Here is a 16,332-nt window from a genome sequence, read left to right on the forward strand (position 1 = left end):
CCATGGACAACAACGGAGTTGGATCCTGGCTGCACCGGCGCCGTGCCAAGTCGGGCCCCAAAGCGGCTCTGGTCTCAGGCAGCCAGGCACTGAGCTATGCCGACCTCGCCAACCGTACGGACCGCTTGGCCAACGCTCTTGTTGCCAGGGGCGTGGCCAAGGGGGACCGCGTGGCCTACCTCGGCGAGAACCACCCCTCCTTTGTGGAGACCTTCTTTGCCTGCGGACTGGTCGGTGCGATCTTCGTTCCCTTGAACACACGCCTCACCGCCCCTGAGCTCCAGTTCCAGCTGCAGGATTCGGGGGCGCGTCTTTTGATCAGCGCAGCGTCGCTGGAAGCCGTAGCCGCGGCGTCCGTGGTGGACACTGCCGTCACACACCGCTTTGTGGTGGCGCCCGACGGCGGTTCGGAAGGTTCCGCCGTTAAGCTGCCATCCGGCGTCGAGCACTATGGCGAGGTGATTGACGCGGCAGCTGCGACGCCGCTGGATGTGGCCGTGACTTTGGACGACGGCGCCATGATTCTCTACACCTCGGGCACCACGGGCAAGCCGAAAGGTGCACTGCTGACGCACGGCAATATCACGTGGAACTGCATCAACACCGTGGTGGACATGGACCTCAACCGGGACGACGTCGCGCTCATGATTTCCCCTCTCTTCCACGTAGCCTCCCTGGACATGGGTCTGCTGCCCATGCTCCTCAAAGGCGCCACGGTGCTACTCGAGACCAAGTTCGACGCCGGTCGCGTCCTCAAGCTGATCGGGCAGCACAAAGTCACTACCCTCAATGGGGTCCCCACCACCTTCCAGATGCTCTGCGACCATCCGGAATGGTCGACGGCGGATCTCAGCTCCCTGGACAAGCTCACCTGTGGTGGTTCCGCTGTTCCGCAGAGGGTACTGGACGCCTATGAAGAGCGGGGCATTGGCTTCACGAGTTGCTACGGCATGACCGAGACAGCTCCCGGCGCCACGATGCTGCCAGTCTCCAGATCGCAGGAGAAGGCCGGTTCCGCAGGCCTGCCGCACTTCTTCACCGATGTGCGGATTGCGGATCCGATCGGTGGGCTCGCTCCGGCTGGGGCCGTGGGAGAGATCCAGATTTCGGGGCCCAACGTCATCAAGGAGTACTGGAACAGGCCTGAGGCAACGGCTGACAGCTATGCGGGTTCGTCCTGGTTCCGGTCCGGCGATATGGGTTTCCAGGACGACGAAGGTTTCTTGTTCGTCTCGGACCGCATCAAGGACATGATCATTTCCGGTGGAGAGAACATTTATCCAGCCGAAGTGGAAGCTCTGATCGCTGAACTTCCGGAGGTGCGGAGTGTTGCCGTCATTGGCGTTGCCGATGACAAGTGGGGGGAGGTTCCGCGAGCCATCGTGACACTGCTCGAAGGTGCTTCCCTGACAGAGGAACAGCTGCGCTCGTATTTGGAAGGCCGGCTTGCCCGCTACAAGATCCCCAAGTCCGTGGTTTTCGTTGAGGAAATGCCAAGGACTGCCAGCGGGAAGATCCGCAAGGCCGAACTCAGGAAACAGTTCGCGTCCTGACCCGTTCGGGGCGTTCTACTACATAAGGTTCGACGGCGACGGTTGGATAGTGCCGCCGTCGAACCTCGAGGGGTTTTATGTGAGAGAGCATGCCTCAAAATCGGGGGCGTATGTGAGAGAACGTCGCCGCAAAAGGGTTGGTATGTGAGAGAGGGATTGGGCCGAAATAATCCGTCAACGGGCTAAATCCCGGTTAATTTTGTCCATCGACCTGCATAAATACCGCGGAGACCACTACGATGAGCAACGACTCTTCACAGAGTTTAGGTCTCATTGCATTATTCACACCTAACCCCGGGGGAACACCTTGAGTTACCAGCAACAGCCACAGCACACCCAGCCGTATGGCGCACAGACCGGCGAACCGCCGCTGTGGGCCCCTTACTATGGCGCACCAATCGGCGCCGCCGTAAAGCGTTTCTTCAAGAAGTACACCGCCTTCACCGGCCGTGCGAGCCGCAGCGAGTACTGGTGGGTGGCCCTCGCGTTGGGTGTCATCGGCTTTGTACTGCAGCTCCTTACTGGCATCCTCGGTGCTGCAGGTTCTACGGTCTCGGCAAACGGAACGGCAGTTCCCGGCCCGGGCGCAGTTGTCGGGCTTATTTTGATCTTTGCGTTCTACCTGGCCGTACTCATTCCGTCCATTTCGTTGCTGGTCCGTCGTCTGCACGATGGCAACTTCAGCGGCTGGCTCGCCTTGCTCGGCCTCATTCCGTTCGTTGGCGGACTTGCAATTCTGGTTCTCGCTCTCCTGCCGTCCAACCCGGCCGGCCAGCGCTTCGACCAGCCCAGCGCTGTCTAGCAATCCACGCACCACGTAAAAGGGGCGGCACGCCAAGTGCCGCCCCTTTTACGTGCCCGGCGAACCACTCCATGGAATGCTGTGGAGTGATGCGGACCAATCCCCAACGACGAGGAGTTCCCGTGACCGGTGATACCAAACCGAAAAGCATCAAGCGCTGCGCCGTCATTGGCGGCGGAATCATCGGCGTGGCTGTGGCCCGGGAATTGGCCAACAAACTCGACGGCGTCCAGGTCACCGTCTACGAGAAGGAAGACCAGCTCGCCAAGCACCAGACCGGCCACAACTCCGGCGTAGTCCACGCTGGCCTGTACTACGAGCCCGGCGGGTTGAAGGCAACGCTCTGCCGCCGGGGAGTTGCCCTGCTTCAGGAATTCTGCGCCGCCAAAGATCTGCCGTACGAGGCCTGTGGCAAGTTGGTGATCGCCCAGACCCCCGAAGAATCGAAGCGACTGGAGAACATCTTCGCGCGGGCAACGGCCAATGGGGTGCCGGGCGCACGCATGCTGCGGGGTGACCAAATACGCGAGGTGGAGCCGAACGCCGTCGGGCTTTCTGCCTTGCACTCGCCGGAAACGGCGATCGTGGACTACACGGCTGTCACCAATGCGCTCGCCGACGACGTCCGTCAAGCGGGCGGGCAGATCCGGCTTGGGCAGGAAGTCACCTCACTGGAACAGCAGGGGAGCGGCGTCGTGGTCCACACGAAGGCCGGGGGCGAACACTACGATCTTGTGGTGGCCTGCGCCGGCCTTCAATCGGACCGGTTGGCGAAAGCCACTGGAGAACCTGCAACGCCGCGCATCGTCCCGTTCTTTGGGCAGTACTTCCTCCTCGGCAAGGAAACCCGCACAAAAGTCAGGGGCTTGATTTATCCGGTGCCGGACCCCAAGCATCCGTTCCTTGGAGTGCACCTGACCAAAAGGATCGACGGCGAAATGATGCTGGGCCCCAACGCATTCATCTCGTTCGGACGCGAGGCCTATTCCTGGAAGGACATCGATGTGCGCGACGTCCTGAATTACACATTGTTTCCTGGCTTCTGGAATTTTGCCCGTCAGAATGTGCCCTCGGCTGTCCGCGAATTCCAGACCGTGGTCAGTAGGAAGAAGTTCATTCAGGAGGCCGTACGCTTTGTCCCGTCGTTGGAGGGTGCAACTATTCTTCCTGGCACGCGAGGCGTCCGCGCACAGGCCATGAACGCTGACGGTTCCTTGGTGGATGATTTTGTGATTTCACGACGCCGGAACACGGTTTTGGTGCGGAATGCACCGTCGCCGGGGGCTACGTCGTCGATGGCGATTGCGGAGTACGTCGTGCAGCAGGCCCTGCAGGACTAAGTGCAGAAGTTAACAAGCCCGTGACGCTGCAGAAACCGGCCCCACATGACTGCTGGATACCTTTGCCGCATGAAAGCATCCTGGTTGGCTAGGCAAGGCGCGAAGATTGGCTCCAAGATCGGCCAATGGATTGAGGCCGCATACGTCCTGGATTGTGTGGAACCGGCAACGGATCCTGGGGACCGAGAGGGTCACGGGCGGCCAGCCGATTGGACGTGGTTGCCGGCGCTAAGCGGAGTTAGGGTCGCCAGTGCGCAGGCCATTCAATCCCACTCGGGAATGGCCCGCCGTAACCCCTAAAGGTTGGCTTGAAAGCTGCTGAATGTTGTTTTGGGCACACTTTTCGTCCAATGCGGATGCTATGCCCTAAACTGCTTCACTGAGGTGCCTGAAATGGCACTATGCAGCAACGAAAGCGAACCCAATGGCTACTGATTACGACGCGCCCCGCAAGACAGAAGAAGAGACTCCCGCGGACTCGCTTGAGGCTCTTCAGGCGTCCCGCGGCACCGGTGCCCAGACTGCAGTCATCGACATCGACGAAAACGACACAGCGGAAGGCATCGACCTCCCGGGCGCCGATCTTTCCGGTGAAGAACTGACCGTTGTGGTGGTACCTGAACAGTCTGACGAATTCACGTGTTCTTCCTGCTTCCTGGTCCGCCATAGGTCTCAGGTTGCCCTGGAAAAGAACGGCCTTAAGTTCTGCAAGGACTGCGAGGGCTAATCCCGGGTACTGCAAAACGTTCAAGCCCCGTCAGGCCAATGAATGGCCGGATGGGGCTTTTGCGTGTCCGCAACTCTTTGTAACGCCCAGGTGTCGTTATCTTCGATTACGAACCCGTGCACGAACACCCACAATCTGGTCCGTGAAAAGGCGTAAAACCCCGCTTCCATGACTCTCCCGTGACCACCCCGTAGTCGTTTTAACGGTTGTGCGCCGAAGCGGCCACAACCCATCCAAACACCCAAGTCGCTCCTACTGTTGAAGTATCAACTTCGCCTGAAGGGGGCACAAAAAATGAGGAAATTTGGAGCGGGTTTGGCAGCAGTCCTTGCAGCTGCCGGACTCGGTCTGGTGGCACCGGGACCAGCCTCGGCATCGCCATATTGCGGGATCATGTGGGGCTCGCTGGCCAAGGCCGACCCCGACATGAGCTCCGCCAACGTCACCAACGTCCGTACGGGCCAGCAGTCCTGTTACGACCGTTTGGTGATCGACATGACCGGCAAGGTGGCCGGCTATTCAGTGCAGTACGTCCCGGTAGTGATTCAGGATGCAACCGGCTATCCAATCCCCGTGCTCGGTGATGCTGACCTGCAGGTTGTGGTGACGGCTCCGTCCTACGACCAGAACGGCCAACTCACGTACGCTCCCGCAGCCAAGGCGGAGTTGTCCAACGTTTCCGGGTATGAGACATTCCGGCAGGTGGTTTACGCGGGGAGCTTCGAAGGCACCACGAGCATCGGTTTGGGTGTCCGGGCCCGGCTTCCGTTCCGTGTCTTCACTTTGGACGGGCCCGACGGCGGTTCGCGCCTTGTGGTGGACGTCGCCCACCATTGGTGATTGCTTAGCCGGCTAACCGCGAGAACGTGGGAAAGCGGCCAGCTCGTCCGGAGATTCCCTGTGTGTCAGGCTGTTGTGTGACAGTTTTGCTGTCCGTAGCGGCCTGACACACGGGGCGGGGAAAGGTCCGTCATGGATTTTGTTGTCCCCTTGCGTGCTTCGAAGCGGAGTCACTTCACTTTGGCCCAGAAACACATGATTCTGGATGAGTATGAGAAGTGTTTGGAGCGTGGATCAAAGATCGCGTTCTGCAGGGCTGTTGGTATCACCGATGGAACGATCCGGCTCTGGGGCAGGCAACGTGAGGCCGGGGAGTTGAGATCCCGGGCCATGACCGGAAAAGAGGACCAGCGTTTGAGAGAAGGAGACAGGCGGCTACTGAAGCAGGTCTTGAAGGAGAACGAGATCCTCAAGGCCAAGCTGGCCAAGTCCGAGGCCGCGGTGGACATCCTGGGAAAAGCTTCCGCGCTCTTGGATGCCATGGCCAGGAGCGCAGCGGCGACGGACCCCGAACTGAAGGATCCGGAGCCGCAGCGCCCGGACTGGTTGAACCCAAAATCTGGAAAGACATTGCCCTGACCTTTGTCGGGAATCTGGTCGCTGCTGGCTGGTCAGCTGTGAAGGCGTGCGCGGTTGTTGGGCTTCACCGCACCACGTGGTACCGGTATCTGAGCCCGCCGGCAGCGGCCGGGATCACTATCGCCCATGCCGACCGGGCGTATCCGAACCGGATTACCTCAGCCGAAGCTGAGGAGTTCATGACCGCTCTGAACTCCGAGGACTACGGAAACCTTTCGGTCACCCAGGCCTATTACCGGATGCTCGATACCGGACACTGCTCCTTCTCCATCGCAACAGCGCACCGTCTCGTTGCTGCGCGTGGACAGAACGGTGACCGGCGTGTTCAACGCGGAAACACCAGCCCGAAGCGGATCAAACCCGTCGTGGAAGCCACCGGCCCGAACCAGCTCTGGAGCTGGGATATCACCATGCTCCGCGGCCCGGGCAAACACACCTACAAGCTCTACGCGATCATCGATGCGTTCTCCCGCAAGGTCATCGCCCACCGCGTCGAACACCACGAGACCGCGGCCCTTGCCTCCACATTCATACGTGAGGCCGTGGACACGACTCACCAGCGGCCCTTGGTTCTGCACGCCGACAACGGAGCTCCCATGCGGGCCGGGACCACCGTGGACCTGGCCCGGGCGCTTGGCATCACCTTGTCCTACTCCAGGCCCCGGGTCTCGAACGACAACCCGTACTCCGAAGCGCTCTTCAAAACCGTCAAATACGACCTGGGATTCCCCCAACGGTTCCGGGACCTACAAGACGCCCGGGACTACATGGACCAGTTCTTTGCCGCTTACAACGCCCATCACAGGCACAGCGGCTTGAACTTCTACACCCCCGACACCGTCCACTACGGGCTGATCGAGCAGGCGCGCAGGCAACGACAACAAACCCTCGATGCCTGCTACGCCCGCAACCCGCACAGATACCACCGCAGACCCACCGCGCCAGGAATACCACCCACCGCCGGAATCAACCACAGAAAAACCACCCAGCTGTCACAAACAGCTTGATATATACCGGATTTCCGGCGAACTGACCGCTTTCCCGCGTCGTCGCGTTGAGGAGCTACTCAGGGACCACCAGGGCAGGGGTGTCCTTGCGGATGGTCTCTCCGCGGAAGAAGCCGGGACGGACGCGGGACATGATCAGCATGAACACCGCACCCAGGGCAAGGATGCCGATGCCGAGCACGAACACGAGCCCCACTCCGAAGATTTCCGAGCCACTTCCAAACTCCGGGGCCCAGCTGTCAACCGCGGTCTGCAGGAAGACAACGAACAGGCCGACTCCACCCAGCAGCGGGCAGAAGAGACGCAGGAAGAAGTTCCGGGCACTGGAGAACACACTGTTCCGGAAGTACCAGACACAGGCGATGGCCGTGAGCCCGTAGTAGAAGCAGATCATCAAGCCAAGGGCCAGGATGGTGTCGTTAAGCACGTTCTCACTGATCACGTGCATCACGGCGTAGAAGCCCGCGGACAGGACGCCGGCCGCGACTGTGGCGAAGCCCGGCGTCGAGAACTTCTTGCTCATGTGGCTGAAGCGCTCAGGCAGGGCGCCGTAGTGCGCCATGGCCAGCAGGCTGCGCGATGGCGAGGTGAACGTCGACTGCAGGGAAGCCGCCGAGCTGGAGAGGACGGCGAGGGACATCAGGATTGCGAATGGACCCATGACCGGTGACGCGAGGGCCGTGAAGACGTTGGCGTGGTTTTCCTCGTTGTTCAGGCCGATTCCCGTGTCTCCGACGCCTGCGAACATCATGGTGGCGATGGTGACTAGGAGGTAAATGCCCAGCACGATGACGGCGGTCAGGGTGCCTGCGAGGCCGGCGGTCTTCTTTCCGTTGGCGGTTTCCTCGTTCACTGTGAGGCAAACATCCCAGCCCCAGTAAACGAAGATCGACAGGGAGATGCCGGCCGCGATCTGGCCGAACGTCTCGATCTTGGTGACATCGAACCAGTCCCAGCTGAACGGAATGGCGGTCTCGGAGGTGGACCAGTTGGCGAACGCCATGGCCACGAAGAGGCCCAGGACCAGCAGTTGGAAGCCCACCAGCCCGTACTGGACGATCTTTGTGGTGTGCAGGCCGCGGTAGCTCACCCACACGGCCAAGGCAACGAAGACGAAGCAGGTGGCAACGTTCAGTACCTTGTCCGAGGCGAGGTCCGCGAGCTCGGGGGAGCCAGTAACCTGTGCCAGGAAGAGGTAGAAGAAGTCCACTGCGACGCCTGCCAGGTTGGACAGGACGATGATGTTGGCCGCGAGCAGGCCCCAGCCACCCATCCAGCCCACCCAGGGACCGAAAGCTTTGGTGACCCACGTGAAGGTTGTGCCGCTGTCCGGGGAATCGGCGTTGAGTTCCCGGTATGCCAGTGACACCAGGATCATTGGAATGAACCCGATAAGGAAGATCACGGGCAGTTGCAGCCCGGCTTCGTTGACGGTTGGACCGAGCGCGCTGGTAAGTGTATACGCCGGGGCGATGGTTGAAATGCCAAGAACGACGACGGCGAGGAGCCCCAACTGCCCCGTCTTCAGTCCCTTGCCGCTGATGTCGTGCGACTTGCCGGCCGGGCTGGTGCCGTCGGCCGTGCTACGGATTGTCTGGCTCATGAAAGGCCCTTTCTAGATGGCCGTAGGCTGCTGCTGCGTAATGCAGTGGATACCGCCGCCCCGGGCAAAGAGTTCGCGCGCGTCAACACTGACTACGCGGCGTCCGGGGTAGGCGTCGGCGAGGAGGCGGAGTGCTTTCTCGTCCATGGGGTCATTGAAACTGCACGCGATGACCCCTCCGTTGACCACGAGGTGGTTGATGTAGCTGTAGTCCACATACCCTTCGTCGTCGGTAAGGGTTTCCGGGGCGGGAACTTCGATGATGTTCCAGTCCCGGCCTGCTGCGTCATGGGTAGTGCGCAGGAAGTCGATGATTTCCCGGGAGACGTTGTAGTCCGGGTGTTCCGGGTTCTGCTGGGAGTGGACCAGCAGCGTGCCGGGGCTCGGGATCGCTGCCACAATGTCCACGTGGCCGCGGGTGCCGAATTTCTCCGAGTCACGGGTGAGGCCGCGGGGCAGCCAGAGAACGTGGGTGGCGCCGATGGTGCGGGCAAGTTCCCCTTCGATATCGGCCTTGGTCAGGCCCGGGTTGCGTCCTTGGTCAAGCTGTACGGTCTCGGTGACCAGGACGGTGCCTTCGCCATCAACCTGGATGCCGCCACCCTCGTTGACGATGCCCGATGGGATGTGGTGGGCATCGGCGCGGGCGCTGATCTCCGCCGCGATGAGGGAATCCTTGTCCCACGCAGCCCAATCCTGGCCGCCCCATCCGTTGAAGATCCAGTCCACGGCACCCAGCTGCTTGTTGGCATCAAGCACGAAAGAGGGCCCGATGTCCCGCATCCAGGCATCGTTGAGTTCAGCGGTCAGTACCTCGACGCGAGGGTCCAGGTAACGCCCGGCGGTGTCGACGTCGTCGGGGTGTACCACCATGGTGACCGGCTCGAACTCAAGGATGGCGTTGGCAACGGCAGCCCACGTGGAGCGCGCAGCGTGGGCCTCTTCCTCCGTGTCACCCAAGGTGTAGCCGCCCGTGGGGAAGGCCATCCAGACGCGGTCCTGGGGAGCGGTCTCGGACGGCATCCGCCAGGCGCTCATGCGGACACAGCCTGGTAAGGCGTGGCTTCTGCTGCGCAGCCGAGCGGGGCGTTGGGGTTCACGGGCTCGGTGAGGCGGCCGTACGTTTCCGGGCGGCGGGTGGCCAGGAACGGGAAGAGCGTGAGCCAATCCTTGCGCTGGTCCAGATCGAGATCGGCCACCATGACGGCGGATTCGTCGCGGGGTGCCTGGACCAGGATGCGGCCGTACGGATCGGAGATGAAGGACGAACCATAGAAGTTCAGTGTGCCCTCGCTGCCGTAGCGGTTCGGGGCAATCATGAAGAGGCCGTTGGCGATGCCGTTACCCACGATGACCTGCTGCCAGAGCGGTTGGGTATCGAAGTCGGGGTGGTCCGGTTCGGAGCCAATGGCAGTGGGGTAGACCAGGATTTCGGCCCCACCCAGGGAGTACATGCGGGCGAGCTCCGGGAACCATTCATCCCAGCAGGTGGGCATGCCAAGGCGTGCGCCGCCGAGTTCGGCAGGAGCGTGGACCGCATAGGCATCCTCGGCGGCCGGGCCTTTGCGGAAGAATTTGTCCTCGTAGTATCCGGCCGTGACGGGGATGTGCAGTTTGTGGGTGCGGGCCACGAGCTCGCCAGCGGGGGAGACGAGGATGGCGGTGTTGAGTCCCAAGCCGTCGTCCGTGCCGTCCGGGTTTTCAGCCCGCTGGTAGAGCGATGCGTGCACCGAGACGCCGTAGGTCCTGGCAGCCGCTGCGGCGAACGTGAAGGTTGGGCCAGTGAGCAGGTCTTCGGCGATGTCTGAAGGGCGGATACCTGCGGCCGGGTTGTTCTCCGGGCGGGTGTCTGCTGGGTAGCGGGAGAGAGTCAGTTCAGGCAGGAAAACAACACTGGCTCCCAGCTTGGCTGCGCGTTCGATTCCCTCGTTCAGTTCGGCATGCAGGACTGCTTCATCAGCGTGCCAGCGGTGCTGAACGACGCCGACCCGCAGAGGGGTGCGTGTGGACGGCTCGGTGCGGGCCAGGGAAGTTGGGGCTTCGAGGCGGGTAATTTCAATCATGGGGTATGTACTCCGGTGAGACGACAGTCACTAAATGAATAGCGTTCATTTAGTATGGCGGTAGTCACGGCCGGATGCAAGGGGCAAAAATGAATTACCTTCATTTATCCGTGCTTGGGAGGTACCTATCTCTTGGGCCGCGCCCTGACGTGCATGCGCTCGCCCTGCTGCCCAAAGAGCGTAAGGAGCTCGACGGGTTCGTTGGTGGCGCTGGCGAACCAGTGCGGCGTCCGCGTATCGAACTCCGCAGCCTCACCTGCTTTGAGAATGAAGTCGTTCTCGCCCAGGACAAGCCGGAGTTTGCCGTTGAGGATATACATCCAGTCATAGCCCTCATGCGATTGGGGATCGGGAACTTCCTTCCCCGTGCCGCCCGGCAGGACCATCTTGAATGCCTGGATTCCGCCTGCTCGACGTGTCAGCGGCAAGGCTGTGCCCCACTCGTGCACGTGCGGCTTGAGGTGAATCCGCGGATCGCCGGTTTCCGGGGCGTCGATGAGTTCCTCGAGGGGGATCTGGTGAAGCCGGGCAATGGGCAGGAGTAGTTCGAGCGTGGGCTTCCGTTGTCCCGACTCCAACCTGGAAAGCGTGCTGACCGAAATGCCTGTGGCCGCCGAAGCCTCCGCCAGGGTCACATTGCGTTGGGTCCGCAGCGCCCGGAGGCGAGGGCCGACGGCGTCGAGCATTTTGCTGAAATCCGGAGTCATTGCTTCAGTTTGCCATACTGGCAAAATTTGTTGCTGCTTTCGATGTGTGCGTCTGAGCATTGAATTAGGCCGTTGTGAGGCCCGCTTTGCGCCCCAAAACCTGGGAATAACGCGCAGAGCAGGCCCCGCAACAAAGCGAACAGGAGGCAAAAATGGAACAACAGTACGACGTCGTCATTGTGGGAGGTGGCGCAGCTGGGTTAAGTGCCGCGGTCACGCTGGGTAGGGCGTTGCGGTCCGTTCTGGTCATCGACGCCGGGGAGCCACGGAACGCCCCTGCCGCAGGAGTCCACGGCTTCCTTTCCCGGGACGGGCTCAGCCCCCGGGAACTCTTGGCGCTTGGCCGGGCTGAAGTCCTGCATTACGGCGGCCACATCGTTTCGGGGCTGGCTGTGGCGGCGCGTCCGACGCCGGATCCCACCAATGCTTCCGAGCCCGCCTTTGAGGTGGACCTGGCGGACGGTCGGACGGTAGGGGCGCGCCGAATACTGGTGGCCACGGGCCTGACGGACATCCTGCCGGACGTGAATGGCATCCGGGAACGCTGGGGCAGGGACGTCCTGCACTGCCCGTACTGCCATGGTTGGGAAGTGCGGAACAAGGCGATCGGCGTCCTGGGGTCTGTACCGATGGCCTTGCACCAGGCCCTGCTGTTCCGGCAGTGGAGCCCCAACGTCACGCTGTTCCTGAACGACGTCGTTGAACCGACTGAAGAGCAGTGGGAACAACTGGCGGCCAGATCCATCAGCGTGGTGGAAGGCAAGGTCCGGTCATTGGAAGTCACTGACGACGCTCTGAGCGGCGTCGTCCTGGAATCCGGGACGGTGATACCCGTTGAAGCGGTGGTGGCTGGTCCACGCATGGAGGCGCGTTCGAGGGTGCTCGAATCCTTGGGCATTGAGCCAGTGGAACATCCCCAGGGAGTGGGACTTCATTTTGAAGCGGCTGCCCCAGGGGGAACCACATCAGTGCCGGGCGTTTGGGTAGCGGGCAACGTCACCGATCCCATGGGCCAGGTAGTGGCTGCCGCGGCGGCGGGAAACATGTCCGGTGCAGTCATCAATGCGGATCTCATGATGGCTGAAACCAGGCTGGCGGTAGCGACGGCGGCCAGCCGCGTTGAAGGCCTTGTTTCACGGTGAGTTGCATTAATTAGCAGTCGACTTACGGTCCGGGTGCGAGGACGATTAAAGGACAGCCACTAAGGAGGTTGGGTATGTGCTACTCGTACTATGAGGGCTATGAGAGGCGCACGAAGAAGGACTCCGTGCGTACGCCCGAGATGCACAAGCCTGAGACCAGCAAGGATCAGGCATCTGAGGCCCCTGCCGAAAAGAGCCCGCAGACAGAAGGAACGTTGTGGACTTTCCTGGCCCGTCGCCGCAGGGAATTTGAGGTTTCAGAACCGAAGGTCGACCGCATTCGCGAAAGAGTCTAGGCGTCGGTCTGGGCAGAACCCCGTTTTAAGGCAATTCACCGCGCGCGGCGGTGAATTGCCCGTTAAGCGGGGTTTCCTGCTGTCTGCTTAGGGACGTCCAGGAATTCGAGGGCGCCTGTGATCAGTGCTTCCGTGCCAAGGGCCAGTGTTGGCTGGATGATCGGGGCAAAGTAGGGCGAGTGGTTCGACGGAACGTCCTCCGGGAGGCGGCCCGTGGTCGCCCAGTCCTTGAAGTGCGTGGCCTCGATCCCGCCCAGGAACCAAAAGACGAGCGGCGCGCCGGCCGCCGTCGCGAGTTCCCCGACGTCTTCACTGCCCGAGACGGGGCCGGGGTCTATGATCCTCGCGGCGCCAAACCTATCGCGAAACGCTGAAGCGATCCTTCCGGCGGCCGATTCATCATTGACCGTTAGCGGGAAGCGCTCCTCATAGTGGAAGTCGGGTTCCTTGAGGGAGCCTGAGGCGGCAGCTTCACTTCGAACGATGCGCTCGATCGAGTTCAGGACTATCTCCCGTGTGGGCTCGCTGAAGGATCGGATACTGAGGCCAAGCGTTGCGGTCTCGGGAATGATGTTGTTCTTTGTTCCGGAATGGATTTGCCCAACCGTAACTACCGCAGAATCGCTTGCGGCGAGTTCCCGGGACACCACTCCTTGCAGGCGCATGGTGGTTGCCGCGGCCATGAGCACTGGATCAATGGTGGTTTCAGGCCTGGAGCCGTGGCCGCCGCGCCCATGCAACGTCACGTTGAGCGAATCCGCTGAGGCCATGGCCACGCCGGGACGGATGCCGAACCATCCGACAGGAAAGGGCGCGACGTGCTGGCCCAGGACCACGTCCGGCTTGGGGACCAGGTCAAAGAGCCCACCCGCCACCATGGCCTGGGCACCGCCACCCCATTCTTCGGCTGGCTGGAAGACTGCGATCAGGGTGCCCTGCCAGTCCTGCCGCTTTGCGGCCAACGCTTCCACGGCTCCGAGGAGGCAGCTGACATGTACGTCGTGCCCGCACGCATGCATGATCGGCACCTCACGGCCTTCATGATCGACGCCGACTGCCGTACTTGCGTAGTCCAACCCGGTGGCCTCTTGGACGGGCAACGCGTCCATGTCGGCACGAAGCATCACCACGGGTCCGGGGCCATTGTCCAGGACTCCCACAACCCCTGTTTTCCCCACGGAGCGGTGGACCAGAAGCCCCAAGCCCTCAAGGTGTCCGCTGATGATCCCGGCTGTTCTGACCTCTTGGAAGGAAAGCTCCGGGTTCGTGTGGAGGTCACGGTAGAGGGCTTCAAGGTCAATGCTCATGGGGAATTTTCCTTAACAGGTCGACGCCGCAGGGTCTGGCCAGTGTATCCACGTGATCAGACAACGACGCCGACCCACACGTGTGCGTTTCAGGCAAACTTGGTTGCATGGAATCTTCACAAGAGATCACGACCCAAGGCTCAACAGTTGAGGATTGGACCAAGGCTCTGGCAGAGTCCAGCGGATCACCTGGTGGAGGCGCAGGAACCGGCGTAATGCTGGCCATTGCCGCATCCTTGGCCTCCATGGTTGCTGGCTATACGGAGGCGCCCGGGCAGCAGTTGGCCGAGCTGCACGCCCGGGCCCGCTCCCTCCGCGAAACCGCCCTGAAGCTGGCTGACGATGACGCAACGGCATCAAAGGCTTTCGGTGCGGCCTTCCGGCTTGATCCTGGCCCGGAGCGGGAGGAAGCAATCCACCGTGCATCCGTCGATGCTGCCAAGGCGTCCGCTGTGCTCGGGGACCATGCCATAGAAGCCATTGAGGACCTGGGATGGCTGGCCAGCAACGGGAATCCAGCGCTCATTGCCGACGTAGTGGTCGGGTTTGGAGCCCTCAGGGCCGCCATCGCAGGAGCCCGAACCAACGTGAGCTTTGATCTCGGATCGCTCAGATCCGCAGGGGCGACCCTTGATGAAATCAAGGAAAAGCACCCTGAATTGTGGGGTACGGTTGGCCGGCTCAGCGATGCCCTGGACCGGATTGACCAGCTGGTGGCCGCCGTAGATGGCAAGGCTGCACCTACTGACGGCCACTGATTTCCGAAGACGGCACACCTTTTAGTGCGCCTTGGGAACCCGACTTAGTGCGCCTTGGGAACTCGGCGGAGCACGACGGCGGCAAGCACTGCCGCGCAAGCCATCAGTACCAGCCCAATCGCCGCAGTGATGTGCACGCCGGATTCGAAGGCTACCCGGGCGGCGGTTGTCAGGGCATCCGACAGCGGAGCGGGTAGTGTGGCGGCAGCATCCACTGCACCGGCCAGCGTTTCTCCCGATTTCCCGGCCGCCTGCGCGGACAAGCCCTCCGGGACGACGAGGTTGTGCTGGTAGGACGCGGTGAGGATAGAGCCCAGCACGGCCGTTCCCAGGAGCGAACCCAGCTCATAGCCAGTCTCGGAAATTGCGGACGCCGCTCCGGATTTGTCGGCCGGCACCGAGCCAAGGATGAGGTCGTTGGAGATGGTTTCCGCTGCTCCCACACCGACGGCCAGAATCGTCAAAGCTGACAAGAGGAACACAGGTCCGCTGCTGTGATCACCCGCAGCTACCACCAAATAGCCCGCAGCGCTGAGGGTAAGTCCGCCGGCCACCACGAACCCGGGCCGGATTCGCTTTACCAGCGGGACCACCACCAGGCCGGCGACGACGGTTGCCAGGAGCGCCGGAATCATTGCGATGCCCGCTTCCATGGGGGACTGGCCTTCTACCAGCTGCAGGTGCTGGGCAAAGAAGTAGATGAAGCCCGTCATGGAAAACAAGGACAGGACGTTGGCAACGATCGCAGTGCTGAACACCTTGTTGCTGAACAGGCGGACATCCAGCATCGGGTTCTCGAGTTGCCGCTGGCGACGGACAAACAGAATGCCCATCACCAGGCCGAAGACCATGAAGGCCGCTGCCGACGCCCCGAATCCGTGGATGGCGAATTCCTTGATCCCGTACACGAAGGGAGCCATCGCGATCACGGACAACGCGATGCTGGGCACGTCTACACGGCCAGGGTTTGCGTCCTTGGATTCGGGAATGAGGACCCTGCCGAAGGCGAGGAGGGGAAGGAGGAGGAAGGTCGCCACCAGGAAGACGGCACCCCACCAGAAGTGTTCCACCAGCCAACCACCAAAGATCGGACCAAGGGCGGCACCACCGGAGAAAGCGGCGGCCCAGACGGCGATCGCGAGCCGCCGGCGGTTCGGATCAGCAAAGATGTTCCGGATCAAGGACAGGGTTGAAGGCATCAACATGGCGCCGAACACGCCAAGTGCAGCGCGGCCGGCGATCAGCCATTCCGCGGAGGGCGCGAACGCCGTAGCAGCCGAAACCGCAGCGAAGCCTGTGCTGCCGATCAGGAGCAGCCGCCGTCGTCCGATCCTGTCCCCAAGGTTGCCCATGGAAACCAGCAGCGCTGCCAACACGAGCGGGTACGCGTCAATGATCCACAGGAGCTGCACGCCACCCACATCCAGGGAGCGGGCAATTTCAGGCAGGGCGAACGTGAGGGCTGTGTTGTCGACGGCAACCAGCAGCACCGGAAACATCAGGAGTGCCAGTGCCGCCCAGTCGCGCCACGGTGCTGCCTTGCCCGTGACGGGGTAAGCGGAGCGGGGTGCTTGGGTTGAGGACGGAGTGAACATGTCATTTACTGTA

16 protein-coding genes are annotated in these 16,332 nt (G+C 61.8%); 10 read left to right on the top strand and 6 right to left on the bottom strand.

Going from position 1 to position 16,332, the window contains the following annotated elements:
- The first annotated feature begins 2 nt into the window (after nucleotides 1-2).
- The 7 genes from menE to LDN90_RS04335 all read left to right on the top strand — a co-directional run bounded on the left by menE (nucleotide 3) and on the right by LDN90_RS04335 (nucleotide 6,848).
- Nucleotides 3-1,553, top strand: coding sequence for an o-succinylbenzoate--CoA ligase (menE, locus tag LDN90_RS04305; protein ID WP_223948045.1), 1,551 nt, complete (start codon nucleotides 3-5; stop codon nucleotides 1,551-1,553).
- Nucleotides 1,554-1,860: 307 nt separating this feature from the next.
- Complete coding sequence (locus LDN90_RS04310; RefSeq protein WP_216926975.1) at nucleotides 1,861-2,355, top strand: DUF805 domain-containing protein; 495 nt, start codon at nucleotides 1,861-1,863, stop codon at nucleotides 2,353-2,355.
- 122 nt (nucleotides 2,356-2,477) lie between these two features.
- The gene (lhgO, locus tag LDN90_RS04315; RefSeq protein ID WP_223948047.1) at nucleotides 2,478-3,695 is read left to right on the top strand and encodes an L-2-hydroxyglutarate oxidase; all 1,218 of its coding nucleotides are present in this window, start codon (nucleotides 2,478-2,480) and stop codon (nucleotides 3,693-3,695) included.
- 424 nt (nucleotides 3,696-4,119) lie between these two features.
- On the top strand, nucleotides 4,120-4,422 hold the full coding sequence (locus tag LDN90_RS04320) for a DUF4193 domain-containing protein (RefSeq protein ID WP_223948048.1): 303 nt from the start codon (nucleotides 4,120-4,122) through the stop codon (nucleotides 4,420-4,422).
- Between the two features lie 294 nt (nucleotides 4,423-4,716).
- Nucleotides 4,717-5,262, top strand: coding sequence for a hypothetical protein (locus LDN90_RS04325; RefSeq protein WP_216926977.1), 546 nt, complete (start codon nucleotides 4,717-4,719; stop codon nucleotides 5,260-5,262).
- Nucleotides 5,263-5,394: 132 nt separating this feature from the next.
- Entirely contained in the window at nucleotides 5,395-5,841 is a 447-nt protein-coding gene (locus LDN90_RS04330) for a hypothetical protein (RefSeq protein WP_223946635.1), read from the top strand.
- A 38-nt stretch (nucleotides 5,842-5,879) separates the two neighbouring features.
- Complete coding sequence (locus LDN90_RS04335; protein ID WP_223946634.1) at nucleotides 5,880-6,848, top strand: IS3 family transposase; 969 nt, start codon at nucleotides 5,880-5,882, stop codon at nucleotides 6,846-6,848.
- A gap of 55 nt (nucleotides 6,849-6,903) precedes the next feature.
- On the opposite strand, the gene LDN90_RS04340 is transcribed toward LDN90_RS04335, so the two are convergent.
- The 4 genes from LDN90_RS04340 to LDN90_RS04355 all read right to left on the bottom strand — a co-directional run bounded on the left by LDN90_RS04340 (nucleotide 6,904) and on the right by LDN90_RS04355 (nucleotide 11,221).
- Entirely contained in the window at nucleotides 6,904-8,451 is a 1,548-nt protein-coding gene (locus LDN90_RS04340; protein WP_223948049.1) for an APC family permease, read from the bottom strand.
- A gap of 12 nt (nucleotides 8,452-8,463) precedes the next feature.
- Entirely contained in the window at nucleotides 8,464-9,489 is a 1,026-nt protein-coding gene (locus LDN90_RS04345; RefSeq protein WP_223948051.1) for an agmatine deiminase family protein, read from the bottom strand.
- Complete coding sequence (locus LDN90_RS04350; RefSeq protein ID WP_223948052.1) at nucleotides 9,486-10,514, bottom strand: nitrilase-related carbon-nitrogen hydrolase; 1,029 nt, start codon at nucleotides 10,512-10,514, stop codon at nucleotides 9,486-9,488. The genes LDN90_RS04345 and LDN90_RS04350 overlap by 4 nt, the downstream gene beginning before the upstream one ends.
- A 125-nt stretch (nucleotides 10,515-10,639) precedes the next feature.
- Entirely contained in the window at nucleotides 10,640-11,221 is a 582-nt protein-coding gene (locus LDN90_RS04355; RefSeq protein WP_216926981.1) for an XRE family transcriptional regulator, read from the bottom strand.
- Between the two features lie 152 nt (nucleotides 11,222-11,373).
- On the opposite strand from LDN90_RS04355, the gene LDN90_RS04360 reads away from it, so the two are divergent.
- Nucleotides 11,374-12,363, top strand: a complete 990-nt coding sequence (locus LDN90_RS04360) for an NAD(P)/FAD-dependent oxidoreductase (RefSeq protein ID WP_223948053.1) — start codon at nucleotides 11,374-11,376, stop codon at nucleotides 12,361-12,363.
- A gap of 74 nt (nucleotides 12,364-12,437) precedes the next feature.
- Nucleotides 12,438-12,659 carry a hypothetical protein gene (locus LDN90_RS04365; protein ID WP_223948054.1) on the top strand — a complete coding sequence of 74 codons (222 nt, stop codon included), beginning with the start codon at nucleotides 12,438-12,440 and terminating at the stop codon, nucleotides 12,657-12,659.
- A gap of 62 nt (nucleotides 12,660-12,721) precedes the next feature.
- On the opposite strand, the gene LDN90_RS04370 is transcribed toward LDN90_RS04365, so the two are convergent.
- Complete coding sequence (locus LDN90_RS04370; protein ID WP_223948055.1) at nucleotides 12,722-13,966, bottom strand: amidohydrolase; 1,245 nt, start codon at nucleotides 13,964-13,966, stop codon at nucleotides 12,722-12,724.
- Between the two features lie 107 nt (nucleotides 13,967-14,073).
- On the opposite strand from LDN90_RS04370, the gene LDN90_RS04375 reads away from it, so the two are divergent.
- Nucleotides 14,074-14,724, top strand: a complete 651-nt coding sequence (locus LDN90_RS04375) for a cyclodeaminase/cyclohydrolase family protein (protein WP_223948056.1) — start codon at nucleotides 14,074-14,076, stop codon at nucleotides 14,722-14,724.
- Nucleotides 14,725-14,768: 44 nt separating this feature from the next.
- Here the strand turns inward: LDN90_RS04375 and LDN90_RS04380 are convergent, their stop codons facing one another.
- Entirely contained in the window at nucleotides 14,769-16,319 is a 1,551-nt protein-coding gene (locus tag LDN90_RS04380; protein WP_223948057.1) for an MFS transporter, read from the bottom strand.
- Between the last annotated feature and the right edge of the window lie 13 nt (nucleotides 16,320-16,332).

The organism is Arthrobacter sp. NtRootA1, from assembly GCF_019976975.1.
GTDB classification, from domain to species: Bacteria; Actinomycetota; Actinomycetes; order Actinomycetales; family Micrococcaceae; genus Arthrobacter; species Arthrobacter aromaticivorans.

Coding starts and splice junctions, on each gene's coding strand:
- LDN90_RS04325 (WP_216926977.1), top strand. CDS start 4,717: ATGAGGAAATTTGGAGCGGGTTTGGCAGCAGTCCTTGCAGCTGCCGGA.
- LDN90_RS04340 (WP_223948049.1), bottom strand. CDS start 8,451: ATGAGCCAGACAATCCGTAGCACGGCCGACGGCACCAGCCCGGCCGGC.
- LDN90_RS04345 (WP_223948051.1), bottom strand. CDS start 9,489: ATGAGCGCCTGGCGGATGCCGTCCGAGACCGCTCCCCAGGACCGCGTC.
- LDN90_RS04350 (WP_223948052.1), bottom strand. CDS start 10,514: ATGATTGAAATTACCCGCCTCGAAGCCCCAACTTCCCTGGCCCGCACC.
- LDN90_RS04360 (WP_223948053.1), top strand. CDS start 11,374: ATGGAACAACAGTACGACGTCGTCATTGTGGGAGGTGGCGCAGCTGGG.
- LDN90_RS04370 (WP_223948055.1), bottom strand. CDS start 13,966: ATGAGCATTGACCTTGAAGCCCTCTACCGTGACCTCCACACGAACCCG.
- LDN90_RS04365 (WP_223948054.1), top strand. CDS start 12,438: ATGTGCTACTCGTACTATGAGGGCTATGAGAGGCGCACGAAGAAGGAC.
- LDN90_RS04375 (WP_223948056.1), top strand. CDS start 14,074: ATGGAATCTTCACAAGAGATCACGACCCAAGGCTCAACAGTTGAGGAT.
- LDN90_RS04330 (WP_223946635.1), top strand. CDS start 5,395: ATGGATTTTGTTGTCCCCTTGCGTGCTTCGAAGCGGAGTCACTTCACT.
- menE (WP_223948045.1), top strand. CDS start 3: ATGGACAACAACGGAGTTGGATCCTGGCTGCACCGGCGCCGTGCCAAG.
- LDN90_RS04355 (WP_216926981.1), bottom strand. CDS start 11,221: ATGACTCCGGATTTCAGCAAAATGCTCGACGCCGTCGGCCCTCGCCTC.
- LDN90_RS04380 (WP_223948057.1), bottom strand. CDS start 16,319: ATGTTCACTCCGTCCTCAACCCAAGCACCCCGCTCCGCTTACCCCGTC.
- LDN90_RS04320 (WP_223948048.1), top strand. CDS start 4,120: ATGGCTACTGATTACGACGCGCCCCGCAAGACAGAAGAAGAGACTCCC.